Source organism: Streptomyces sp. NPDC026515, from assembly GCF_055567595.1.
This window is the reverse complement of sequence record NZ_JBVHQD010000009.1, coordinates 175890-197837: the sequence shown is the minus strand read 5'-3', so window position 1 is coordinate 197837 and position 21948 is coordinate 175890. Positions and strand designations below refer to the sequence as shown.

At 73.8% G+C, this 21948-nt stretch carries 19 protein-coding genes and 2 pseudogenes; 7 read left to right on the top strand and 14 right to left on the bottom strand.

Features of this window, described 5'->3' with window-relative positions:
• Positions 1 to 117: 117 nt before the first annotated feature.
• Positions 118 to 1059, bottom strand: a complete 942-nt coding sequence (locus ACZ4O3_RS20760; RefSeq protein ID WP_467723489.1) for a peptidoglycan-binding domain-containing protein — start codon at positions 1057 to 1059, stop codon at positions 118 to 120.
• A gap of 192 nt (positions 1060 to 1251) precedes the next feature.
• On the opposite strand from ACZ4O3_RS20760, the gene ACZ4O3_RS20755 reads away from it, so the two are divergent.
• Positions 1252 to 3288, top strand: coding sequence for an MDR family MFS transporter (locus ACZ4O3_RS20755; protein WP_362730928.1), 2037 nt, complete (start codon positions 1252 to 1254; stop codon positions 3286 to 3288).
• Here ACZ4O3_RS20755 and ACZ4O3_RS20750 read toward each other — a convergent pair.
• Positions 3281 to 3778: a GNAT family N-acetyltransferase gene (locus ACZ4O3_RS20750; RefSeq protein WP_467723487.1), complete on the bottom strand. Its 498-nt coding sequence runs from the start codon at positions 3776 to 3778 to the stop codon at positions 3281 to 3283. The two genes, ACZ4O3_RS20755 and ACZ4O3_RS20750, sit on opposite strands and share 8 nt — an antisense overlap.
• A gap of 152 nt (positions 3779 to 3930) precedes the next feature.
• Between ACZ4O3_RS20750 and ACZ4O3_RS20745 the strand changes: the two genes are divergently transcribed.
• Positions 3931 to 4587 (top strand): hypothetical protein, encoded by a 657-nt coding sequence (locus ACZ4O3_RS20745; RefSeq protein ID WP_467723485.1) that lies wholly within the window; start codon positions 3931 to 3933, stop codon positions 4585 to 4587.
• A gap of 5 nt (positions 4588 to 4592) precedes the next feature.
• Complete coding sequence (locus tag ACZ4O3_RS20740) at positions 4593 to 5201, top strand: hypothetical protein (RefSeq protein WP_467723483.1); 609 nt, start codon at positions 4593 to 4595, stop codon at positions 5199 to 5201.
• On the opposite strand, the gene ACZ4O3_RS20735 is transcribed toward ACZ4O3_RS20740, so the two are convergent.
• Complete coding sequence (locus ACZ4O3_RS20735; RefSeq protein WP_362729529.1) at positions 5190 to 5609, bottom strand: DnaJ family domain-containing protein; 420 nt, start codon at positions 5607 to 5609, stop codon at positions 5190 to 5192. The genes ACZ4O3_RS20740 and ACZ4O3_RS20735 overlap by 12 nt on opposite strands.
• A gap of 91 nt (positions 5610 to 5700) precedes the next feature.
• Here ACZ4O3_RS20735 and ACZ4O3_RS20730 point away from each other — a divergent pair, with 91 nt between their 5' ends.
• Entirely contained in the window at positions 5701 to 6090 is a 390-nt protein-coding gene (locus ACZ4O3_RS20730) for a hypothetical protein (RefSeq protein WP_362729531.1), read from the top strand.
• A 190-nt stretch (positions 6091 to 6280) separates the two neighbouring features.
• Here ACZ4O3_RS20730 and ACZ4O3_RS20725 read toward each other — a convergent pair whose 3' ends face one another.
• The 3 genes and pseudogenes from ACZ4O3_RS20725 to proP all read right to left on the bottom strand — a co-directional run bounded on the left by ACZ4O3_RS20725 (position 6281) and on the right by proP (position 9745).
• Positions 6281 to 6952 (bottom strand): O-methyltransferase, encoded by a 672-nt coding sequence (locus ACZ4O3_RS20725; RefSeq protein WP_362729533.1) that lies wholly within the window; start codon positions 6950 to 6952, stop codon positions 6281 to 6283.
• Positions 6953 to 7062: 110 nt separating this feature from the next.
• Positions 7063 to 8102: pseudogene (locus tag ACZ4O3_RS20720) on the bottom strand (DUF2330 domain-containing protein).
• A gap of 263 nt (positions 8103 to 8365) precedes the next feature.
• The gene (proP, locus tag ACZ4O3_RS20715; protein ID WP_362730950.1) at positions 8366 to 9745 is read right to left on the bottom strand and encodes a glycine betaine/L-proline transporter ProP; all 1380 of its coding nucleotides are present in this window, start codon (positions 9743 to 9745) and stop codon (positions 8366 to 8368) included.
• Positions 9746 to 9999: 254 nt separating this feature from the next.
• Here proP and ACZ4O3_RS20710 point away from each other — a divergent pair.
• Positions 10000 to 10602 (top strand): annotated as a pseudogene (locus tag ACZ4O3_RS20710) (hypothetical protein); the annotation flags it as partial.
• Between the two features lie 460 nt (positions 10603 to 11062).
• On the opposite strand, the gene ACZ4O3_RS20705 reads toward ACZ4O3_RS20710, so the two are convergent.
• A complete protein-coding gene (locus ACZ4O3_RS20705; protein WP_362729198.1) occupies positions 11063 to 12232 on the bottom strand; it encodes a steroid 3-ketoacyl-CoA thiolase in 1170 nt (389 codons plus the stop codon).
• A gap of 274 nt (positions 12233 to 12506) precedes the next feature.
• On the opposite strand from ACZ4O3_RS20705, the gene ACZ4O3_RS20700 reads away from it, so the two are divergent.
• Entirely contained in the window at positions 12507 to 13742 is a 1236-nt protein-coding gene (locus ACZ4O3_RS20700) for a cytochrome P450 (protein ID WP_467723481.1), read from the top strand.
• A gap of 126 nt (positions 13743 to 13868) precedes the next feature.
• On the opposite strand, the gene ACZ4O3_RS20695 is transcribed toward ACZ4O3_RS20700, so the two are convergent.
• The 7 genes from ACZ4O3_RS20695 to ACZ4O3_RS20665 all read right to left on the bottom strand — a co-directional run bounded on the left by ACZ4O3_RS20695 (position 13869) and on the right by ACZ4O3_RS20665 (position 20958).
• The gene (locus tag ACZ4O3_RS20695) at positions 13869 to 14555 is read right to left on the bottom strand and encodes a YoaK family protein (RefSeq protein WP_467723479.1); all 687 of its coding nucleotides are present in this window, start codon (positions 14553 to 14555) and stop codon (positions 13869 to 13871) included.
• Between the two features lie 147 nt (positions 14556 to 14702).
• Positions 14703 to 15116 (bottom strand): aggregation-promoting factor C-terminal-like domain-containing protein, encoded by a 414-nt coding sequence (locus ACZ4O3_RS20690; RefSeq protein ID WP_362728510.1) that lies wholly within the window; start codon positions 15114 to 15116, stop codon positions 14703 to 14705.
• A 336-nt stretch (positions 15117 to 15452) separates the two neighbouring features.
• Complete coding sequence (locus ACZ4O3_RS20685) at positions 15453 to 16262, bottom strand: ECF transporter S component (RefSeq protein WP_467723477.1); 810 nt, start codon at positions 16260 to 16262, stop codon at positions 15453 to 15455.
• Positions 16259 to 18037 (bottom strand): ABC transporter ATP-binding protein, encoded by a 1779-nt coding sequence (locus tag ACZ4O3_RS20680; protein WP_467723475.1) that lies wholly within the window; start codon positions 18035 to 18037, stop codon positions 16259 to 16261. The genes ACZ4O3_RS20685 and ACZ4O3_RS20680 overlap by 4 nt, the downstream gene beginning before the upstream one ends.
• Positions 18034 to 19116 carry a CbiQ family ECF transporter T component gene (locus ACZ4O3_RS20675; RefSeq protein ID WP_467723473.1) on the bottom strand — a complete coding sequence of 361 codons (1083 nt, stop codon included), beginning with the start codon at positions 19114 to 19116 and terminating at the stop codon, positions 18034 to 18036. The genes ACZ4O3_RS20680 and ACZ4O3_RS20675 overlap by 4 nt, the downstream gene beginning before the upstream one ends.
• Positions 19109 to 19738 carry an SCO2322 family protein gene (locus ACZ4O3_RS20670; RefSeq protein WP_467723471.1) on the bottom strand — a complete coding sequence of 210 codons (630 nt, stop codon included), beginning with the start codon at positions 19736 to 19738 and terminating at the stop codon, positions 19109 to 19111. The genes ACZ4O3_RS20675 and ACZ4O3_RS20670 overlap by 8 nt, the downstream gene beginning before the upstream one ends.
• Positions 19735 to 20958, bottom strand: coding sequence for a prenyltransferase/squalene oxidase repeat-containing protein (locus ACZ4O3_RS20665; RefSeq protein WP_467723469.1), 1224 nt, complete (start codon positions 20956 to 20958; stop codon positions 19735 to 19737). Before ACZ4O3_RS20665 ends, ACZ4O3_RS20670 begins: the two co-directional genes overlap by 4 nt.
• 333 nt (positions 20959 to 21291) lie before the next feature.
• Here ACZ4O3_RS20665 and ACZ4O3_RS20660 point away from each other — a divergent pair, with 333 nt between their 5' ends.
• The gene (locus tag ACZ4O3_RS20660; RefSeq protein ID WP_362731808.1) at positions 21292 to 21939 is read left to right on the top strand and encodes a phosphotransferase family protein; all 648 of its coding nucleotides are present in this window, start codon (positions 21292 to 21294) and stop codon (positions 21937 to 21939) included.
• The last annotated feature ends 9 nt before the right edge of the window (positions 21940 to 21948 follow it).

The window sequence follows — 21948 nt, the reverse complement described above, 5'->3', positions numbered from 1 at the left end:
GCCCCCTTCCCGGCATCGACCCTGAAGCCGGCTTCAAGGGCAACCCCCCCCGGGGCGCGGGGAGGGGGCGCGAGCGGCGACGGCGGCGCCGCGGCCGCCCACGACCGTGGCCGGCCCCTAGGGCTCCGTCGTCTCCGACTCCAGGGCCGTCCGGGTGGCCGTCCCGTACACCCCCGACTCGTCCGTCAGGATCCCCCGCGCCAGCTGGTACGTCCGCACCGCGCCCTGAGTCGAGCGGTCGTAGTGGCCGTCGGCGTTCCCCGAGTAGAGCCTCAGCTGCGCCAGCCGCAGCTGGAGCTCCGTCACCTCGGCGCCGCTGTCACCGAGGCGCAGGGCCGGTGCCGAGGTGGGTTCCGCGGAGGCGGCCGTACCGGTCGCCGACGCCGACCGGGTCGGCGCGGCCGACCGGGACGCGGTCGCGGACGGACTCGCGCCGACCGTCCGTGACGGCGAGGCCGTCGGCGGCGCGCTCGTACCGGCGGACGTGGACGGCACGGCCGGGGCCTGTGCCCCCGCCGACGTCACCGGCTCCGTGGGGGACGGCGACCCCGAGCCCGGTGTCACGTCGGGCACGCTCTCCCGGACGTCGTCCGGCGCCGCCGCGGCCCGCTCCGGCGTCACATGGGAGAACAGGCCGCTCGCGAGACCGGCCACCGCGAGGATCCCGGCCACCGCCCCGGCGATCGAGAGCACCAGCACCCACCGGGGCCGGCGCCGGCGGGGTTCCACCGGGCCGGAGGGGGGTACCGCGGTGTCGCCGGGCCCCGCCGGCTCCGGTACCGCGCGCAGCGGCACGGTCGCCCCCTCGGCCACCGGCAGCGGCAGCGGCCCGGTCCTCCCGCCCTCGGCGCCGGCCCCGGCCTCGGTGCCGCCCGCGGAGAGGTCGACGTACGGCCGTATCCGCAGCGGGTCGAAGTCCTCCGCGGCCGCCTGCTCGGCCGTGCGGGCGGCGCGCAGGGCGTCCGACGCCCGCCGGGTGCAGTCGCAGGAAGGCGTGTTGTCCGGCCCTCTCGGTGCCCCGCACTCCGGGCACCGGTGGCCGCCGGTGGTCTCCGTCACGGTGGTCGTCCCCCTCCCCACGGGTCCCCTCGCGTCCCCCGCGAACCCTCACGAACTCCACAGATTATGCGTCGCTCCCACACGTACGTCCGCGGGATCCCCTTGTCTCAGCCGGCACGAAGAGGGCTCGACGGGCCATACCGGGAGACACCGTCCACGATGGAAGATGGCTGAGAGCATCCGGGAGGTCTCATGGCCCTGGACATGACGCACACCCAGGCGAAGGACGCGGAGCACGTACCCGGCAATGTGCTCGTCCCGATCGGGGCGCTGCTGCTGGGCCTGCTGCTCGCCGCGCTGGACCAGACCATCGTGTCGACCGCGCTGCCGACGATCGTCAGTGACCTGGGCGGGCTCGAACATCTGTCGTGGGTGGTCACCGCCTATCTGCTGGCCTCCACCGCCGCCACCCCGCTGTGGGGCAAGCTCGGTGACCAGTACGGGCGCAAGCGGCTCTTCCAGGCCGCGATCGTGATCTTCCTCGTCGGGTCGGCCCTGTGCGGGATGGCCCGGAACATGGGTGAGCTGATCGCCTTCCGCGCGCTGCAGGGGCTGGGCGGCGGCGGGCTCATCGTGCTGTCGATGGCGATCGTGGGGGACCTCGTGCCGCCTCGTGACCGGGGGCGCTACCAGGGCCTGTTCGGCGCCGTCTTCGGCACCACCAGTGTGCTCGGGCCGCTGCTCGGCGGGGTGCTCACCGAGCATCTGAGCTGGCGCTGGGTGTTCTACGTCAATCTGCCCCTCGGCCTGGTCGCGCTAGCCGTGATCGCGGTCGCGCTGCGCATCCCGCGCCGGGCCGCCCGCCACCGGATCGACTACCTCGGCACCGCGCTGATCGCCGCCGTCGCCACCTGCCTGGTGCTGGTGGCGTCCCTGGGCGGGACCACCTGGCGCTGGGGGTCGCCGCAGATCATCGGTCTCGCGGTGCTCGGGGTGCTGCTCGCCGTCGCCTTCGTGGCCGTCGAGCGGCGGGCCGCGGAACCCGTGCTCCCGCTGAAGCTCTTCGGCATCCGCACCTTCACGCTCGCCGCCGTGATCAGCTTCATCGTCGGCTTCGCCATGTTCGGCGCGATGACCTACCTGCCGACCTTCCTCCAGGTCGTGCAGGGCATCTCGCCGACCCTGTCGGGTGTGCACATGCTGCCGATGGTGATCGGCCTGCTGCTGTCCTCCACCCTGTCCGGGCAGATCGTCAGCCACTCCGGCCGCTGGAAGGTGTTCCCGATCGCCGGCACCGCCGTCACCGCCTTCGGCCTGCTGCTGCTCCACCGGCTCGACGAACACAGCTCGACCGTCGAGATGAGCAGCTACTTCTTCGTCTTCGGCCTCGGCCTCGGGCTGGTCATGCAGGTGCTGGTGCTGATCGTGCAGAACTCCGTCTCGTACGAGGACCTCGGCGTCGCCACCTCCGGCGCGACCTTCTTCCGCTCCATCGGTGCCTCCTTCGGCGTGGCCATCTTCGGCTCGGTCTTCGCGAGCCGCCTCGGCGACAAGCTGGCCGACGCCTTCCAGGGCGTTAACCTCCCGGCCGGAGTCACTCCCGACGCCCTCGAGGCGGACCCGCGCGGCATCTCCGAACTGCCGCCCGCGCTGCGCCCGGCGGCCCTGCACGCGTACGCGTCCTCGATCACCGACGTCTTCCTGTACGCGGCCCCGGTGGCGGCCCTCGGCTTCGTCCTGGCCTGGTTCCTCAAGGAGGACCGGCTGCGCGGCTCGGTCACCGCGCCGGACGCCTCCGAGACCATCCCGCCCAACCCGGTGCAGCGGTCGTCGTACGACGAGTGCTGCCGGGCCCTGTCACTGCTCGGCACCCGGGAGGGCCGCCGGGAGGTCTACCGGAAGATCAACGAACGGGCCGGGGCGGATCTGCTGCCCGCGGCCGGCTGGCTGCTGCTGCGGATCCGCAGGTACGGGTCGGTGGAGCCGGGGCGGCTCGCCGAACGCGGGGCCGTCCCGATGACCGTCGTGCTGGAGGGCGCCCGCCAGTTGGAGGAGCGGCACCTCGTCGACCGGCTGGGCCTCGACCTGACTTTGACCGAGCAGGGCCGCGCGATGGCCGAGCGGCTCGCCAGGGCGCGTGAGGAGTCGCTGGCCGAGCTGCTCGGCGACTGGTGGACCGCGGCGGACCGGCCCACCGACCTGGACCGCCTGGTACGCGAACTGACCGACGAACTGTGCGGGACCGAACGCGAGCAGCCCCAGAACCCGGCCTCCCGACCGGTCAGTTGACGAGTTCCTTGCGGAACCAGTGCTCGGCGTACCTGTCGTCGTTGTGCGGTGCCGTCTCCGCGTAGCCGAGCCGTGCGTACAGGGCGCGGGCCTCGACGAGGTCGGTGCGGGTGTCCAGCACGATCCGCCCGGCCCCGAGCGCCCGGGCCGCGTCCTCGGCCGCCGCCACGAGGAGCGCCGCACCGCCCCGGCCGCGCAGCCCCTCGTGGACGAAGACCCGGGTGAGTTCGGCGGTGGCCGGGTCCAGGAGCCGTACGCCCGCGCTGCCGGCCGGCGCACCGCCGTACCGTGCGACCAGCAACCGCCCGGTGGGCGGGGCGAGTTCGGATGCGGACCGGGCGGCGATCTCCCGTTCCAGCTCGGCCGGGTCGGTGCGCCGGTCCTCGTGGCGCAGGTACCAGCGGTCGCTGACCTCCGTGTAGTACGCCCGCCACAGGTCGGCGGCGACGGGTGAGCCGGGGCGTTCCGTGGTGATCGTCCAGGTGGTCATGGACGACAGTCTCGGGCGGGTCAGGGGGGACCGTGCAACCGAATTCGCGGCGGGTCCGGTCCGGCCGCCCGGTCCGGACCTGTTTGCGGGGCGCCGTGCGGGTCACCCGGAGGGCGAGCCGGCCCGTCGGGCCGAGACACCGGAAGGCAACCATGTCCACAGGCTTGATCATCGCGATCGTGATCGTGGCCGCCGTGGTCGTCGTCGCGGCCGTGCTGGCGGCGCGCTCCAGGAGCCGCGGCCCGCACGGTCTGAAACAGCGCTTCGGGCCCGAGTACGAACGGGTCGTGGCCGAGCACAGCGGCGACACGAAGGCGGCCGAGCAGGAACTCGCCGAACGGGTTCAGCGCCACGGCGACCTGCACGAGCGTCCGCTGGAAGAGGCGGAGCGCGAACGCTACGCGGCACGCTGGACGACCGCGCAGGAGCACTTCGTCGAGTCGCCCCGGGAGTCCGTGACCGAGGCCGACCGGCTGCTCGCCGAAGTGGCGGCCGCCCGTGGGTTCCCGGCCGGTGCCGAGTACGACGACCAGGTCGCCGCGCTGTCCGTGCACCACGCCGACCACGTCGAAGGCTACCGACGCGTCCACCGCGCCGCCCAGGCGCCCGTGAGCGGGACGCAGCAGAGCCAGGCGGCCACCGAGGAGATGCGTACGGCCATGATCGAGGCCCGCTCCCTCTTCGACGACCTGGTCACCTCGCCGGCCGGCGGTACCGGCCGGCGCCATCGCGCCGGTGTCGGTGCCGACACCGGCGGCCACCCGCATCTGCCCTGGTCCGCCGACCGGAGCCGCCCGAAGGAGAGCTGACCCACATGACCGACGCGACGACAGGGAACGACCGCCAGTCCATGAGCGGCGACATATATCCCGGCGACGAAGCGATGCCGGGCCGCGAGGAGCGCACGGCCACACGCACGACCGGGGCCACGGCGGACCGTGGCGACACCTCCGCCAGGGGGGCCACCCCCGGGCGGGAGTCCGCCGCGGCGGAGCGTACGGGCGACCGGGAAGAGGCGCCCGGGCAGGCGGTGCTGGTGGCCGGCAACGGTCCTGGCCACTCGCCGGACGCGGCTCGCGACGACTCGGCCCGCACCGCCGGCCGGCCGGTGACCAGGGACGACCGGGCGGGCGCGAGCGACGGCCGGCTGATGCCGAACGAGGAGTGCGGACAGCTGGAGGAGCGCCTGCAGCACGCGCTCACCGGTTTCGTCGACGAGCCGCGCGCGGCCGTGGAGGAGGCCGACCGGGCCGTCGAGGAACTCAGCGCCCGTTTCACCGACGCCGTCGACCGGCGTCGCCGCACCCTGCGCGGCAGCTGGCAGGACACCGACCGGGACCACCCCGGCACGACCGACACCGAGCAGCTCCGGCTGGCCCTGCGCGAGTACCGCGAACTGGCGGACCGGCTGCTACACGTCTGAGTCCGACGCCGCCCGGCGCTCCCGCCACTCGCGTACGACCTCTTCGACGTCGTACGGCTTCTTGCCCAGCGGGGGCCCGGGCGGCGGCTTGAACATCATGTCCCGGATCTTCAGGTTGACCTCCGTGAGGATCCTGCGGACGATCCGCTCCGAGGGGGCCGCGTAGGCGGCCGCCAGAGCGTCCTCCGCCTCCTTGCGCAGCGCGAGGGCCGGAGGCAGCATCGTCAGGCCCTCCCGGGCCATCTTCCGCCTGACCCACCACAGTTCGTCGTACGACGCCTCCAGGTCGGTCGGCAACGGCTGCCCCGCGCCGGTGAGTCGATCGAACTCGCCGCGTTGCTGCGCATCACTGATCTGCTTGTCGACCCAGGACTCGAACGGTACCCCGGGTGGCTTTCGCTCGGTCATGACTTCATTGTGCCGGACGCCACCGCGCCGGGCGTTTTATCATGCGCCGGAGATCCACGAACGATTCAGGAACCGCGCAGGGGGAAAGCACGTGCTCGAACTCACCATGGCCTCCGTGTCCGGGGACGCGGGCGAAACGGCCGGCATGCTCATGGCCGACGCGCCCAGCGAACCGGGCGCCGTGCTGCGAGTGGGCCGCGATGCCTCCGTCTGCCGGCTCGCCACGCCCGACGACTGGCTGTTCGTCTCGCGGGTGCACCTGGAGTTCCTGTGCGGGCCCGAGGGTGGCTGGCAGGTCACCTGGCTGCGCGGCTCCCAGACCGAACCGTCCTCCGAGGTGCTGCTGAAGGTCGGCGAGTACGCCCAGACCATCGGGTACGGCGTCACGGTCGCGCTGCCCCGGGGCGGCTCCGGCGAGATCGTCGTCCGGGACCGCACCGCCCCGCGCAGCGTCAACGTGGGCTTCTACCACGAGGCTTGAGCCCGCCGGCCGACCAGGGCGTGTTGCGAAAGTCCCGTCGTTCGCCCGGAGGGCGGGCCGTGCGGCGTCAGGTGCGTGCTCCCGGCATGCCGGACGGAAGTCCTCGTACGGGATGTACTTGGGCTTTCGCCCGCTGCGGCGAGCGTGCGTGCATGGCGTCGCACGGCAGACGGGACTTTCACAACACGCCCTAAGCCAGTACGCGGGCCAGGGCGAAGCCGTCGTAGCCCTTGCTGCCGACCGTCTGGATCGCCGTACCGCTCAGCCTCGGGTGGGTGGCGATCAGCTCGATCGCGGCACGGGTGCCGACCACGTCCGGTTCGCTGCTCGCCTCGTCGACGACCCGGCCCTCGCGCACCACGTTGTCGAGGACGATCAGGCTGCCGGCGCGGGTGAGCCGCAGCGCCCACTCCACGTAGTGCGGGTTGTTGGCCTTGTCGGCGTCGATGAAGACCAGGTCGAAGGGGGCCGGGTTCTCGTCGGCGAGCTTGGGCAGCGACTCCAGGGCGGGGCCGACCCGTACCTCGACGATGCGCTCCAGTCCGGCGCGGGCGATGTTGCGGACCGCCACCTCGGCGTGCCGGGCGTTGTACTCCAGCGAGATCAGCCTGCCGTCGGCGGGCAGGGCGCGGGCCATCCAGATGGTGCTGTAGCCGCCCAGGGTGCCGATCTCCAGGATGTTCCGGGCGTCCTGGATCTGCGCGAGGAGCTGGAGCAGCTTGCCCTGGCCGGCGGTCACGCTGATGTGCGGGAGATCGCCGGCCTCGCTCTCGCGCAGGGCCGCCTGGAGCACCTCGTCGTCGGGTGAGAGCTGGCTGGTGAAGTAGAAGTCGACGTCGTCCCAGAGCTGAGAGCCGCTCATGCGTCCGCTGCCTTTCGGATATCCGGTAACTGCCCACTGAAAGCTATCTGCTCAGCACTACTCAGAGGGCGGATGCGTCGGTGATCCACCGCCCCGGTACCGGACGGTACTCAGCCGATCGGCTCACCGGGCCGGGCCGGGGGCGGCATCGGTGGCGGCGGCAGGACCGGGCGGCGGGAGTGCCGTATCGCCGGCAGGGAGCCGGCCGTGACGGCCGGCAGTGCGGCGCCGGCCGTCAGGAGCCAGAGTGGGACACCGGCCGCCTCGCGCAGCCGGTCCTCGTGGACGGCCTGCTGGAAGGGGGTGTCCGAGGACGCCCGGCGCAGCACGTGGTCGTCGGAGATCCGGGACGGGTACGGGAACTCCTGGCCGACGGCCGTCAGATACGGGGCGCCGGCGGCGAGTCCGCGCAGACCGCCGGCCGGACGGCTCAGCCGGCCGGCGAAGAGGACCCTCGGCGGTCGCCGCCGATCGCCGCGCGCGGCTCCACGCGGTGCGCCGCGAGCACGTGCAGGCCCGGCGACTACGGGGTGGCCGCGAGCGCGGACAGCCGCACCGGGCGAGGGCCGGTCGCTGGCGAAGGCGAGGTGCAGCGGGTCGAGGGCGCCGGTCAGCGCGAAGCCCGCGGTCTTGCGGGCGAGCCTGACCGCGACGTACTCCCAGCGCCGCTCGGCGTACGGCCGCAGCGCGGTGTCCAGGCGGGGCGGGAGCGGGAAGCCGTTGCTGTGCAGCCGGCCGTCCAGGGCGCCGGGGCCGGTGGCGGTCAGCCGGGCCGGGGCGAAGGGGCCGAGCCGGCGGCGGCCGACCACGCCGACGCCGGGCGGCGGGCCGCGGCGGCTCCGGCGGTGAGGGGCCAGTCGCCGTTCCGGGGCCAGAAGTGCCGCCGGGTGCGGTGCACCGGGGCGGTGAGGGTGTGCAGTTCGTCGAAGAGCGCCGGATCGGCCAGGGTGACGGTGGCGCGGTGCGGGACGGGCATGATCCAGGCGGCGCGGTCGGCGTCGCCGTCGGCCGTCGGACGCATCACGAGCTGTTCGCGGGTGCCGTCCCAGCGCAGGACCGACTCCTCCCGGCCGACGGAGACCGTCTGCCGGCCGCCGGGGACGAGGGCGCCGCAGCCGCAGGCGAAGGCGGGGACGGCGAGCCCGTTCAGCTGGATGCCGAGGGGGATGAGCAGGACCGCAGAACACGTGCGCGCCCGACCGTGAGCCGGTGCCCTCCGCCCGGGTGTGGATCACCGACCACGGACGGTAGAGCGGAGGGCATGGCTCCGGAGCCTGTCCCGGACAGCCACCGTCTGTCCACCGACGGTACGCACGGGGGGTGCGGATCGCTCGGACCGGGCGGGGTCCGGGCGCCGGGCGCGCGGCCCCCTCGCGTTCCTGGCGGGCCGCCCCGGCCGGAGGTGAGGCGTTCCTAGAGGGGCGCCTCGACCGAAGGCGCCGAACCGGGCAGGGGCTTGCCCGCCGTCTCTGTCATGCGCCAGGCCGCGAAGCCGCCGACGACCGCCGCCGCCATCATGTAGTACGCGGGCATCATCATGTTGCCGGTCGCTCCGATCAGGGCCGTCACCACCAGCGGGGTCGTGCCGCCGAAGAGGGACACCGAGATGTTGAAGCCGATCGACAGGGAGCCGTAGCGGACCCGGGTCGGGAACAGGGCCGGGAGGGCCGCCGGCATCGCCGCCGTGAAGCAGACCAGGAGCAGGCCCAGGGCGCCCATGCCGAGGCCGACCGCCGGCAGGCCGCCCTGCCGGATCAGGAGCACGGCCGGGACGGAGAGGAACAGGAAGCCCGCGCAGCCCGCGGCGATCACCGGGCGGCGGCCGACGCGGTCGGTCAGGGCACCGGCGAACGGCTGGACGATCATCATCAGGGTCATGACGGCGAGGACCACCAGCAGGCCGTGCGTCTCGTCGTACTTCAGCTCGCTCGTCAGGTAGCTCGGCATGTACGACAGCAGCATGTAGTCCGTGACGTTGAAGACCAGGACCAGGGCCATGCACAGCAGCAGGGCCTGCCACTGACCGGTGATCATCTCGCGGAGGGGGACCTTCGGGCGGGACGATTCCGCCTTCTCGGCCTCCGCCGCGAACGCGGGGGTCTCCTCCAGGCGCATCCGCAGGTAGAGGCCGATGATGCCCATCGGGCCCGCGATCAGGAACGGGATGCGCCAGCCCCAGGAAGTGAGGTCGCCGTCGGAGAGCAGGGCCGTCATCAGGGTGACGAGACCGGCGCCGCCGATGTAGCCCGCCAGCGTGCCGAACTCCAGCCAACTGCCGAAGAAGCCGCGCTTCTTGTCCGGCGCGTACTCGGCGATGAACGTGGACGCGCCCGCGTACTCGCCGCCGGTGGAGAAGCCCTGCACCAGGCGGGCGGCGAGGAGCAGGACGGGGGCGCCCACGCCGATCGTCGCGTAGGAGGGGATCAGGCCGATCGCGAAGGTGCCGGCCGCCATCATGATCATGGTGACGGCGAGCACCTTCTGGCGGCCCACGCGGTCGCCGAGCGGGCCGAAGACCATGCCGCCGAGCGGACGGACCAGGAAGGCCGCGGCGAAGGCGCCGAACGTGGACAGCAGCTGGGCGGTCGGGCTGCCGGACGGGAAGAAGACCTTGCCCAGGGTCACCGCGATGTAGCTGTAGACGCCGAAGTCGAACCACTCCATGGCGTTGCCGAGCGCGGCCGCCTTCACGGCGCGCTTCACCAGCGCGGGGTCGGTGACGGTCGGCGCGGGGGCGGGCCTGTGGGGGCCGGGGACCGTGAGGGACGGGGTGACGGCTGTGGCGGTCGCCAAAACGGGGCTCGCCTACCTTTCGACGGGGACAGGGGCGTGGCCCGTACGGCGCCGGACGGGTCGAAGAACGACGATAGGAGGACTTGGCTCCATCACGTCGCGTACGCGCATCCGTGCAGTGTGCAGCTAAATGCGGTGTACGCAGGGACGTCTGCCCGCTCCCGCGGCCGTGAGCGGACCGTCCGGTGTGACCCTTGTCGCGCCCCGGAGGCCGGCGCGGCGTGGATGTGAAGCACGGCGGGAGACCGGCGGACGTGTTCGACGGCGGGGGAGCGGAACCCGGGACGCGGTTCAGAAGGGTCCGGCTCGGGCTGCGGGCGGTGGCCGCCGTCCTCGCGGTACGGCAGCCGGCCGCCGTCCTCGCCACCCCGGGCGGGGAGCGGCTGACCGATCTGGAGACCTGGGTCGGCCCGGAGGGCGTGCTGCACGTCAAGGGCTCCCTGTACGACTCGACGCAGTTCACCGGCACCCCCTTCGGCACGCTGCTGCTGGTGGTCGCCCTCGGCATGGCCGCCGCGCGGGCGCCGCCCAGCCGGTGAGCCGCCGTACCGCGCAGCCGGCCGCGCCGGTCGCCATCAGCCCGCTCATGCTCTCGGTGCCGTTCCGCAGCGCCCTCTGGCTCGGCCGGACCAGCATCGTCCCGGTCCCGCCGGTGATGCTCGGCTGCCTCGCCGCCCGCGGGCAGCGCGACGGCGGAGTGCGCATCGGCCTGGCCGCCGCCCTCCAGCTCCGGCACCTTCGACGCGGGCGCGGTGCCGGCCCGGGCGGCGATGACGCACCACTCGTACACCTACTGGATCCACCACATCGCCGGCGTCGGCCACGGCGGCGAGGCCGACGCGCTCGCCAACCGGTCGCGGACCCGGCAGGGTCATCGCGCACGCCCGGCTGGAGCTGCCGGCGGACCGGGGACGCCCGCGGGCCACGACGGAACTCGCCGGGCGCCTGCACATGAGCGCGTCCACCGTGTCGTACCACCTGGTCAGGCCGCACCGGTGGGGCTGCTGAACCGGACGCGGGAGGGCAGCCGGGTGTACTACCGCCGGACGTCGGAGGCCGGCCGCCTCGTGACCAGTCGCGGCCGGCACCCGCCTGCCAAGGCGGCTCCCGTCCCTTCCCCGGCAGGTCGAAGAAGGGTGTTCCCCGCCTGTACGACGGGCTTCTGTCGTACTCACGGGCTTCTTTCGTACCAAGGATCCGGGGTGCCGCCGCGTGCTCGTGCCGGTGCCGCCCCCCCCCGTGGCGTGGCGACGCGGTGGGGGCCGGCGGGTCAGCCGGGCGGCATGCGGGTGGGCCGCGTCCGGCGGGCCCGGTCCGCTACAGCCGCTGGATGATCGTCCCGGTTGCCAGGCCGCCGCCCGCGCACATGGTGACCAGGGCGAACTCCTTGTCCGTGCGCTCCAGTTCGTGCAGCGCGGTGGTGATCAGGCGGGCGCCGGTGGACCCCACCGGATGGCCCAGGGCGATGGCGCCGCCGTTGACGTTGACCTTGTCCAGGCTCTGCTCGAAGACCTGGGCCCAGCTCAGCACCACCGACGCGAACGCCTCGTTGATCTCGACCAGGTCGATGTCCCTGAGGGTCATGCCGGCCTTGCCGAGCACGGCCCGGGTCGCGTCGATCGGGCCGTCGAGGTGGAAGTGGGGATCGGCACCGACCAGGGCCTGGGCGACGATCCGGGCCCGCGGGCGCAGCTTCAGGGCGCGGGCCATCCGCTTCGAGGCCCACATGATGGCGGCCGCGCCGTCCGAGATCTGCGACGAGTTGCCCGCGGTGTGGACCGCCGTCGGCATCACCGGCTTCAGACCGGACAGCGCCTCCAGGGACGTGTCGCGCAGACCCTCGTCCCTGTCGACCAGGCGCCACATGCCCTGCCCGGCGTGCTGCTCCTCCTCCGTCGTCGGCACCTGTACGGCGAAGGTCTCCCGCTTGAAGCGCTCCTCGGCCCAGGCGTGGGCCGCCCGCTCCTGCGAGAGCACCCCGAGCGCGTCGACGTCCGCCCTGGTCAGTCCCCGGTGGCGGGCGATGCGCTCGGCGGCCTCGAACTGGTTGGGCAGGTCGACGTTCCACTCGTCGGGGAAGGGCTTGCCCGGCCCGTGCTTGGAGCCGGAGCCCAACGGCACCCGCGACATCGCCTCGACCCCGCAGCTGATCCCGACGTCGATGACCCCGGCGGCGATCATGTTCGCGGTCATGTGCGCGGCCTGCTGCGAGGAGCCGCACTGGCAGTCGACGGTCGTGGCCGCGGTCTCGTACGGCAGCCCGACGGTCAGCCAGGCCGTACGCGCGGGGTTCATGGACTGCTCGCCGGCGTGGGTCACCGTGCCGCCGACGATCTGCTCGACGCAGTCGGCGGGGATGCCGGTGCGGCCGAGGATCTCACGGTAGGTCTCGCCCAGGAGATAGGCGGGGTGCAGGTTGGCGAGCGCGCCGCCGCGCTTGCCGATGGGGGTGCGTACGGCTTCGACGATCACGGGTTCCGCGGCCATGGGGGCTCGGTTCCTCTCCTCGGTCACCCGCGCGGCGCAGGGGCGTCCCGGCCCGGCCCGCCACGCAGAACTAGAACGCGTACTAGTTCTGTGTGCAGTCTGCTGACAGCCCGTCCACAACCGCAAGAGGGGTGCACGCAATTGAGGTGACCGTGCCCCTTGCTACTTGTAGAACCCGTTACTACCTTCACCGCAACCGACTCTTTCTGATGGTCCGTCAGAACAGGGTCGGAGCCTACGTATCCAGGTTCGTACACGGTGGGAGTGAGTCGCCATGCCCTGTCCCGCGCTGCCCGACGGGTTCGACCTCACCGACCCCGATCTGCTCCATCGCCGGGTACCGCTCCCGGAGTTCGCAGAGCTGCGCCGGACGGAACCGGTCCGCTGGATCGAACAGCCGCACGGCATCGCCGGCTTCGCGGACGACGGCTACTGGGCCGTCACCCGGCACGCGGACGTCAAGTACGTCTCCACGCACCCCGAGCTCTTCTCGTCCTGGCTGAACACGGCGATCATCCGCTTCACCGAGCACATCCCGCGGGACGCGATCGACGCCCAGCGGCTGATCCTGCTGAACATGGACCCGCCCGAGCACACCCGGGTCCGCCAGATCATCCAGCGTGGCTTCACGCCCCGCTCCATCCGCGCCCTGGAGGACCGGCTGCGGGCCCGCGCCCGGGCGATCACCGACGCGGCCCGCACCCACTCGGGCCCCTTCGACTTCGTCACCGAGGTCGCCTGCGAGCTCCCCCTCCAGGCGATCGCCGAACTGATCGGCGTCCCCCAGGACGACCGGGCGAAGATCTTCGACTGGTCCAACAAGATGATCTCGTACGACGACCCGGAGTACGCGATCACCGAGGAGGTGGGCGCCGAGTCGGCCACCGAGCTGATCGCCTACGCGATGAACATGGCCGCCGACCGCAAGCAGTGCCCGGCCAAGGACATCGTCTCCACGCTGGTGGCGGCCGAGGACGAGGGCAACCTGAACTCCGACGAGTTCGGCTTCTTCGTGCTGATGCTCGCGGTGGCCGGGAACGAGACCACCCGAAACGCCATCACCCACGGCATGCACGCCTTCCTGACCCACCCCGAGGCCTGGGACCTCTACAAGCGCGAGCGCCCCTCGACCGCCGCCGAGGAGATCGTCCGCTGGGCCACCCCGGTCAACTCCTTCCAGCGCACCGCCACCCAGGACACCGAGCTGGGCGGCAGGCTGATCCGCAAGGGTGACCGGGTCGGCGTCTTCTACGCCTCGGCCAACCACGATCCCGAGGTCTTCGCCGACCCCGACACCTTCGACATCACCCGGGACCCCAACCCCCACCTCGGGTTCGGCGGCGGCGGCCCCCACTACTGCCTGGGCAAGTCCCTCGCGGTCCTGGAGATCGACCTGATCTTCAACGCGATCGCCGACGCGATGCCGACCCTGCGGCTGGTCGGCGACCCGGACCGGCTGCGCTCGGCGTGGATCAACGGGGTGAAGCACCTCCAGGTCAGCACGGTGTGACCCCTCGCCACCCCCCGACCCGGGCCGACGGCTCCCGGCGCCGCCGGCCCGCCCCGAGGGAGGCAGGAGCACCCCCTTCCCACGCCCCGTTCCTGCCTCCCCCGAGACGCCGGTCCCCGTCGTCCGTCACTCCCGCCCGGCCGTCACCACCGCCAGCACCCCGGAGACCACCGCCGCGACGAGCAGCGGAACACCGAGGCTGTGGTGCAGGACCAGCCAGGCGCCCAGGACCGCGCCCGCGATCAGCGCGAGGACCGCGGCCACGCGGCGCGGGGAGCGCGGCCTGCTGGCGTCGCCCAGGTGGGACTCGGAGACGAGGCCGGTCAGGGTGGTCGTCAGGACCGTGGTCGCCGTCAGGTCGGGGATCCCCAGCTTGCGGACGTTCGCGTTGCGCAGCCCCATCGCGAAGGCGGTCAGCCCGATCAGGGTGTACGTGGTCGCCGTCCCGCCGGGCCGGGCGAAGGCCACCGCCGCCGCCCCGGCCACCAGGACCGCCTCCGCGGCCAGGGCCACCCGCATCCACCGTCTGCGGGAGCCGCCGCCGAACCGGGCCGCGACCCGGCCGCCCGTGGCGGCGCCCAGCAGGAAGGCGCCCAGCGAGGCCGCCGAGTGGGGGACGGAGAAGCCCGGCGCCCCGGCCGCCGCGAAACCCAGGATGACCACGTTGCCGGTCATGTTCGCGGTGAAGACATGCCTCAGGCCCAGATAGCTGACGGCGTCGATCATGCCGCTGAGCACGGTCAGGGCCAGCAGCGCGTACACCAGTCGCACACCGCGGGTCTCGGGATCGCGGGGCGGGGTCGCCGTGGGCATCGCTCCTCCGGTGGGGTCGCGCCGGACCGGGCGGCCGCGGCCGCTTGCTCCTGGGTCTCAAGTCCACCACGTCCGGACATGCGTCGGCACCCTCGCCCGGGAGGAGGGGAGCGAGGGTGCCGAGGTCCGGGGAGCGGGCCGGCCGGCTCAGTACCAGCCGTTGGCCTGCCAGAAGCTCCAGGCGGCCGTCGGGCTGCCGTAGCGGGAGTTCATGTAGTCCAGACCCCACTTGATCTGGGTGGCCGGGTTGGTCTTCCAGTCGGACCCGGCGGACGCCATCTTCGAGCCCGGCAGGGCCTGGACCAGGCCGTAGGCGCCGGAGGAGCTGTTGGTGGCACTGGGGTTCCAGCCGCTCTCGTGCGAGACGATCTTGCTGAACGCGTTGAACTGTGCGGCGTCCGGGATCATCTTGTGCGCGATCGCCTGGGCGGAGGAGGCCGAGCCGGTGGCGGCCTGGGCGGGCGCCGCGCTCAGTGCCATACCGGCGGTGGCGGCGGCCACGGCGGCGGCGGTGAGGACCTTCTTCGGGGAGGCGATGCGGCGGATGACGGACACGGACACGGAGAACCTCGTTCATCGGGGACAGGGGGGCCGCCGTGCTCCGGAACCGCCCGTGAGCGGTGGCCGTGTGCGTCGGCTCCGCGGCCGGCCGGGAGCCGGTGGTGCCTGGCGACGTCGTCCAGAGAAGCAGGCCGCACTCCCGTCCGCAATCACCCCTTTTACTAGTTGTGGTCGCACAGGAGACTTTCACCCGCGATGTGGCGTGGCTCTCAAAGTGCAGGTCAGGGCGGTTACCTAGCGGGCATTTCGGGAAAACCGCGCTACTGCCCGGGATCGTAGGTGATCTGGGTCATGTGGGGCGCCTCACCGGTCGCGTCACGGGACGCGTACGCCGCCTCACGCCCCGGGGCCGTCGAACGTGACCGCGGTCTCGAAGGCGGCCCGCCGGGTCGCCCGGCGCAGCGCCCGCAGCAGGGCCGGCCCGAGGACGAGGGTGAGGACGACCGTGCACAGCGCCCGGCCCAGGTTCCAGCCCATGGCGGTGGCCAGGCTGTAGGCGAGGAACCGGGCCAGATTGGCGGCGGGCCCGGCGTGCGGGTCGAAGGCGATGTCCGAGGCGGTGCCGGCCAGCAGCGGCCAGCCGGCCAGGTCCACGACCATGCCGTAGCCGAACGCGGCCAGGAAGCCGTAGCCCGCCAGCAGCGCCAGCTCACCGCGCCCGCGCAGCCGCGCGGCCCCCGGCAGCAGCCCGGCTCCCATCGTGAACCAGCCCATCGCCAGCATCTGGAACGGCAGCCAGGGCCCCACCCCGCCGGTGAGCAGCGCCGACGCGAACATGGTGAGCGAACCGAGGGTGAACCCGAAGCCCGGTCCCAGCACCCGCCCGCTCAGCACCATCAGGAAGAACATCGGCTCGATCCCGGCGGTGCCCGCGCCGATCGGCCGCAGCGCCGCCCCTGTCGCGGCCAGTACGCCGAGCATGGCGACCGCCTTCGGACCGAGCCCCGACTCGGAGATCGTCGCCCCGAGCACGGCGACCAGCAGGAGCAGCAGGCCCGCGAAGAGCCAGGGCGCGTCCTGGGCGTGCGAGGTGATCCGGGAGGCGGGCGGGGCGAGGAAGGGCCAGCCGACGGCGACCACGCCGACGGCGCTGACCAGGAGCAGGGCGGCCACCGAGCGGGGGCCCAGCCGTACCGGGCCGGTCATGCCAGCGCCTTTCGCACCTGGGTCACGGTCAGCCATCGCTGGGGCGCGAGGACCTTCGTCACCTGCGGCGCGAAGGACGGCGAGGACACGACGATGTCGTCCGTCGGCCCGTCCGCGATCACCTCACCCTCCGCGAGCAGCACGACCCGGTGCGCGATCTCGGCGGCCAGCTCCACGTCGTGGGTGGCCAGCACGATCGCGTGCCCGTCGGCGGCGAGGCCGCGCAACACGCCGACCAGCCGGGCCTTCGCCGCGTAGTCGAGGCCACGGGTCGGCTCGTCCAGCAGGAGCAGCGGCGGCCGGGCGGTCAGCACCACGGCCAGCGCCAGCGCCAGCCGCTGCCCCTCGGAGAGATCACGGGGGTGCGTGTCGTCGGCGACCCCGGGCAGCAGTCCGGACACCAGCTCACGGCAGGTCCCCGGCATCGCCCCGGCATCCCGGTCGGCGGCCGCGCACTCGACGCCGACCGTGTCGGCGTACAGCAGGTCACGGGGTTCCTGCGGAACCAGACCGACCAGGCGTACGAGATCGTGCGGGCGGGTGCGACGCGGCACCGCGCCGCCGGCCCGGACCGTCCCGGAACCCGGCTCCACGAGCCCGACCAGGGCGCCGAGCAGCGTGGACTTCCCGGCGCCGTTCCGGCCCATGAGGGCGACCGTCTCCCCGGGCGCGACGCTGAGATCGACACCGCGCAGCGCGTCCACCCGGCCCCGGCGCACGACGAGCGAGCGGACCTCGGCGAGGGGCGGAGCGGGCGCGTCGGCGGCGACCGAGGGGACCGCCGGAGCGGTGGGCCGCCCGGTGCCGAGCCCGAGGCGGGCGGCGGCGGCCCATCGGCGGCCGGGCCCCTGTGCGGGGAGAGGGGCGGCGGGGCGGGCGTCGGTCGTCGGGGTAGCCGGAGGAGTGGTGGTACCCGCGGGAGCCGTGCTGTCGGCGGGGGTCCGCTGCTCCGGGACCCGCCCGGCGAGCCGCTCCCGCAGCCCGCCCGCCCGTCGCCGGGCGTCCCGGACAGTCATCGGCAACGGCGACCACCCGGCCAGCCGCCCCAGCTCCACCACCGGCGGACACACCGGCGACACGGCCATCACCTCGGCGGGCGTGCCGCACACGGGCGCGGCCCCCGGTTCCGGAAGCAGCACCACCCGGTCGGCGTACTGCACCACCCGTTCCAGCCGGTGCTCGGCCAGGAACACCGTGGTCCCCAGGTCGTGCACCAGCCGCTGCAGCACGGCCAGCACCTCCTCTGCGGCGGCCGGGTCGAGCGCGGAGGTCGGCTCGTCGAGGACCAGGACCTGTGGATGCGGGGTGAGCACCGACCCGATCGCGACCCGCTGCCGCTGCCCGCCGGAGAGGGTGGCGATCGCCCGGTCCCGCAGCCCGTCGAGCCCGAGCAGGTCGAGGGTCTCCTCGACCCGCCGCCGCATCACGGCCGGAGCGATCCCCAACGACTCCATCCCGTAGGCGAGTTCGTCCTCCACCGTGCCGGTCACGAAGTGGGCGAGCGGATCCTGCCCCACCGTGCCGACGACATCGGCGAGTTCACGCGGCTTGTGCGTCCGGGTGTCCCGCCCCGCGACGGTGACCCGGCCGCGCAGGGTGCCTCCGGTGAAGTGCGGCACCAGCCCGCTGACCGCGTTCAGGATCGTCGACTTGCCCGTACCGGACGGGCCCACCAGCAGGACGAGTTCACCTTCCGGGACCTCGAAGTCGACACCGCGCACGGCCGGTTCGGCCGCGCCCTCGTACGTCACGGAGACGTTCTCGAAGCGGATCACGACGGCTCCTTCGGTACGACCAGGGCGGGCAGCAGGCCGAGCAGTACGGCGGCCGCGGGCCACAGCGGAAGCGTGGGGGCGACCAGCGGTACCACCCCGGGCTGCAGGGCGCCTGGATCCCGCACCGCGGCCAGCGCCACCAGCCCGGCGACGGCGGCGCCCGACCCGGACACCAGCCAGGCCCGCCCGTCCCAGGCGTCCGGCCGGTACCGGGTGCGCAGCGAACGGCGGCCGCCGAGCCGCAGCCCCGCCAGCGCGGCGACCACCCCGGCCAGCAGCAGGGGCAGCCCGTATCCGCCGCCCTCGGCGGTGAGCAGCCCGTACGTTCCCGCGCACACGCCGAGCAGCCCGCCGAGGGTCAGCGCGGCCGTCGTACGGCGGACCCGGTCCGGTACGTCGGCGCTACGGCCGTAACCGCGCGCGTCCATCGCGGCGGCGAGGGCGACCGAGCGCTCCAACGCGCCCTCCAGGACCGGCAGTCCGACCTGGAGCAGCCCCCGTACCCCGGAGTCGGGACGGCCCCGCAGCCGGCGGGCGGCGCGCAGCCGCTGGACGTCGGCGATCAGGTTCGGCGCGAAGGTGAGAGCGACGACCACGGCCACGCCCAGCTCGTACAGGGCGCCGGGCAGCGACTTGAGGAGGCGGCCCGGATCGGCGAGCGCGTTCGCGGCACCGACACAGATCAGCAGCGTGGCGATCCTGAGGCCGTCGTAGAGGGCGAACACCAGCGCCTCGGCGCTCACCCGGCCACCGAGCCGGATGCCCTGCGCCCAGTGCGGGAGCGGGATCTCGGGGAGGGTGACGAGGATGTGCGAGCCGGGCACGGGGGAGCCGAGGAAGACGGTGAAGGCGAGCCGGACGAGCAGCACGGCGAGCGCGAGCTTGGCGAACGCGGAGTACGAACGGGCCCCCTGCGTCCGGCTCCGGCAGGCGGCCACGACATGACCGGTGACCGCGACGAGCAGGGCGAGCAGGAGCGGGTTGGCCGTCCGCGAGGCGGCGACCCCGAGGGACAGCGCCCACAGCCACCAGGCGCCGGGGTGCAGACCGCGGGTACGAGGAGTGCTCCGCTCAGCCATCCCTTCGCCGCCGCGCCTGCCAGAACGCCCCCGCGGCGACCACCACGACCACCCCCACCCCGGCCAGCAGCCCCACCGACGGCCCGCCCCTCGGCGTACCGGCCGCCGGCGCACCGCCCGCCGCCACCTTCTCCCCGCACCCCTGCGCGGGATACCCCCCGATCGCGCACAGCAACGCGTTCGTGTCGTACCGCAGCGGCTTGGCCACGGCGGCCAGCGCCTCCGCCGCCGTCGCGTCCCGCGGCACCACCGCGCACGCGGTCCGCCGCACCGGCGGACGCTGCGCGGACGGGGCGTCCGCCGTCGTGCCGAAGTCGATGACCAGCCCCACCCGCTTGCGGCCACCGACCGCGGCCGTACCGGCGCAGATCGTGCCGAAGTCCGCCGTCCCGCGGGGCCGCGACGCGTCTCCCGAGTCCTCGCTGACCGCGAACCGGTACCCCTCGACCGCGCCGTCGTCCGGCCGGGCGGTGGCGGGGCCCTGCGTGGCGTACGTCCACCGTGCGCCGTCCCGCTCCCAGAAGGACCAGTAGCGGTAACCGGCGGCTTCCGCCGGCGCGGCCGTCGCCAGCAGGGTCGACGCGGTGATGACCAGCAGCGCCGCACGGCGGACGCCGGTCACGGCTGACGCTGCTTCCGGCGCCCGCTGAACAGGAATCCGATGCCGATGCCGGCGACGAGCCCGGTACCGACGATCCACCAGACGCCGGTGCCCGACGACTCCTTCTCGTCCGCCTTCTCCTCGGTGTTCCGGGCCGCCTTCGCGGGGGCCGGGCCGGTCGCGCCGAGGCCCGCCACCAGGTCCGTACCGCCGAAGTCGCGCGGGTCCGCGCCCATCGCGTGCGCAGCGAAGATCAGCTCCGCGTAGGCCGCGGGACCGCTCTGCTCCACCCACGGCACGGCATGGGCCTCCAGCCAGGCGTACGGCTGCTTCGCGGCCTCGGCCGAGCCCTGCGCGGCCATGGCCACGACCGCGTCGGCGGTGTTGCCGTAGTCCGGCTGGGCCTTGGCGCCGGCGAGGGCCGAGACCAGGTACCCCTTGCCGTGCGTGGCCTCCGCCAGGTAGGCCGCGCCGTTGCGGGCCACGTCCGCCGGTGCGAGCGCCTTGCCCGAGTCGGAGTCGGCGCAGGCGTGGCCGTCCGCGGGGGCCGTCCCGGCCTTCGTCACGAACCCCTTGCCGAGGGCGCCGAGCACTCCGGCGGCCGTGGCGTCCGCGTTGGCGGCCAGCTTCCCCTCCTTGTCCGGCTGGTAGGCGAGGGCGCCGCCGCCGTCCCGGCCGCAGGGCAGGGACCACTTGGCGAGGAGGCCGTCCGTCGCCCTGTCCGGGCTCTCACCGGCCGCGGCGAGCGCGCCGACGACCACGGCGGTGGAGTTGGTGTCGCTGGGCGAGCCGGGGGTGTAACCCCAGCCGCCGTCCTTGTTCCGCTGCGCCTTCAGCCAGGTCAGTGCCTTGCCGACGGCGTCGTCGTGCCCGCCGAGCGCCGTCAGCGCCTGCACGGCGGCGGCCGTGCTGTTCGTGTCGACCGTCACCTTGGCGCCGCAGGCCGCGCCCGGCTCGGCACGGAAACTGGCGTACGCGCCGTTCGCGCACTGCTGCCCGGTCAGCCAGTCCACCGCCTTCGTCGCCGGTGTCACCCCCGCCGTGTGCTGGGCGAGCAGGGCGAGCGACTGGCGCCAGACGCCGTCGTACCGGGGGTCCGTACGGCCGAACAGCCCCGAGGGGAGCACGGTGGAGGCGGACGGGGACGGGTCGTCGGCGGCCGTCGCGGTCAGGGCGGGCGTGGCGGCACCGATGACGGCGGTGGCGGCCAGCACCGCGGCGCTGCGGCGGAGGACGGTCATGATCGGCGGGTGCCTCTCCCTGCGGGGGAGCCGGGCGGCGCGGGACACCCCGGCGGCTCGGCTCCGTGAACCTCGACGGTGCCGTGCGCCGACGGGTGCCGGCGCACTTGGCCGATCAACGTCCCGTGCGGGGCGGTCCGGCTCACCGTCGGTGCGACGGTTCACGGACATCGGTGTCCCCGGCTCGGGCGAAGCCGAGGACCGGTTGGGGGCCGGCGCCGGGTTTGCACCGGCTTTCCCCCGTACGGGTGATGACGACCCGGCTACTTTACCGGCCGCCGTTCCGAGGCCGAGGGGCGGCCGTGGGTCGTAGCCGCTGGTTATGGTCATGCCATGACGGGGAGACTGCTCGGGTCGGGACGTTCGGCCGACGTGTACGAGATCGACGAGGCGTGGGTGCTGCGCCGGGACCGGGACGGCTGGGGGGACGCGGCCGCCGAGGGCGCGGTGATGACGTACGTACGGCGGCACGGCTACCCGGTGCCCCGGGTGCGGCCCGCGGCGTCCCGCACCGACCTGGTCATGGAGCGGCTGTCCGGGCCGACCATGCTGACGGCGCTGCTCGCGGCGGAGACGGATCCGGCGGAGGGCGGTGCGCTGCTCGCCTCGCTGCTGCGGCGGCTGCACGCCGTGCCCGGGCGGGACCCGGCCGACCCCGGCTCGCGCGTCCTCCACCTCGACCTGCATCCCGACAACGTGATGCTGACTCCGGACGGGCCCCGGGTCATCGACTGGACCAACGCCGAGGACGGGCCGCCGGGGCTGGACTGGGCCATGTCCGCGGTGATCCTCGCCCAGGTCGCGGTCGGCGACCTGCCGATGGCCCGCGAACTGCTCGTGGCCCTGCTCGCCGATCCGTCCGAACTGACCGAGCGGGGGCTGGCGGAGGCCCTGCGACGACGGGCGGCCAACCCGACGATGAGCCGCCGGGAGGTCGACCTGCTCGGCGCGGCGGAGAAGCTGATACGGACCCTGCTGTGACCGCCGGCC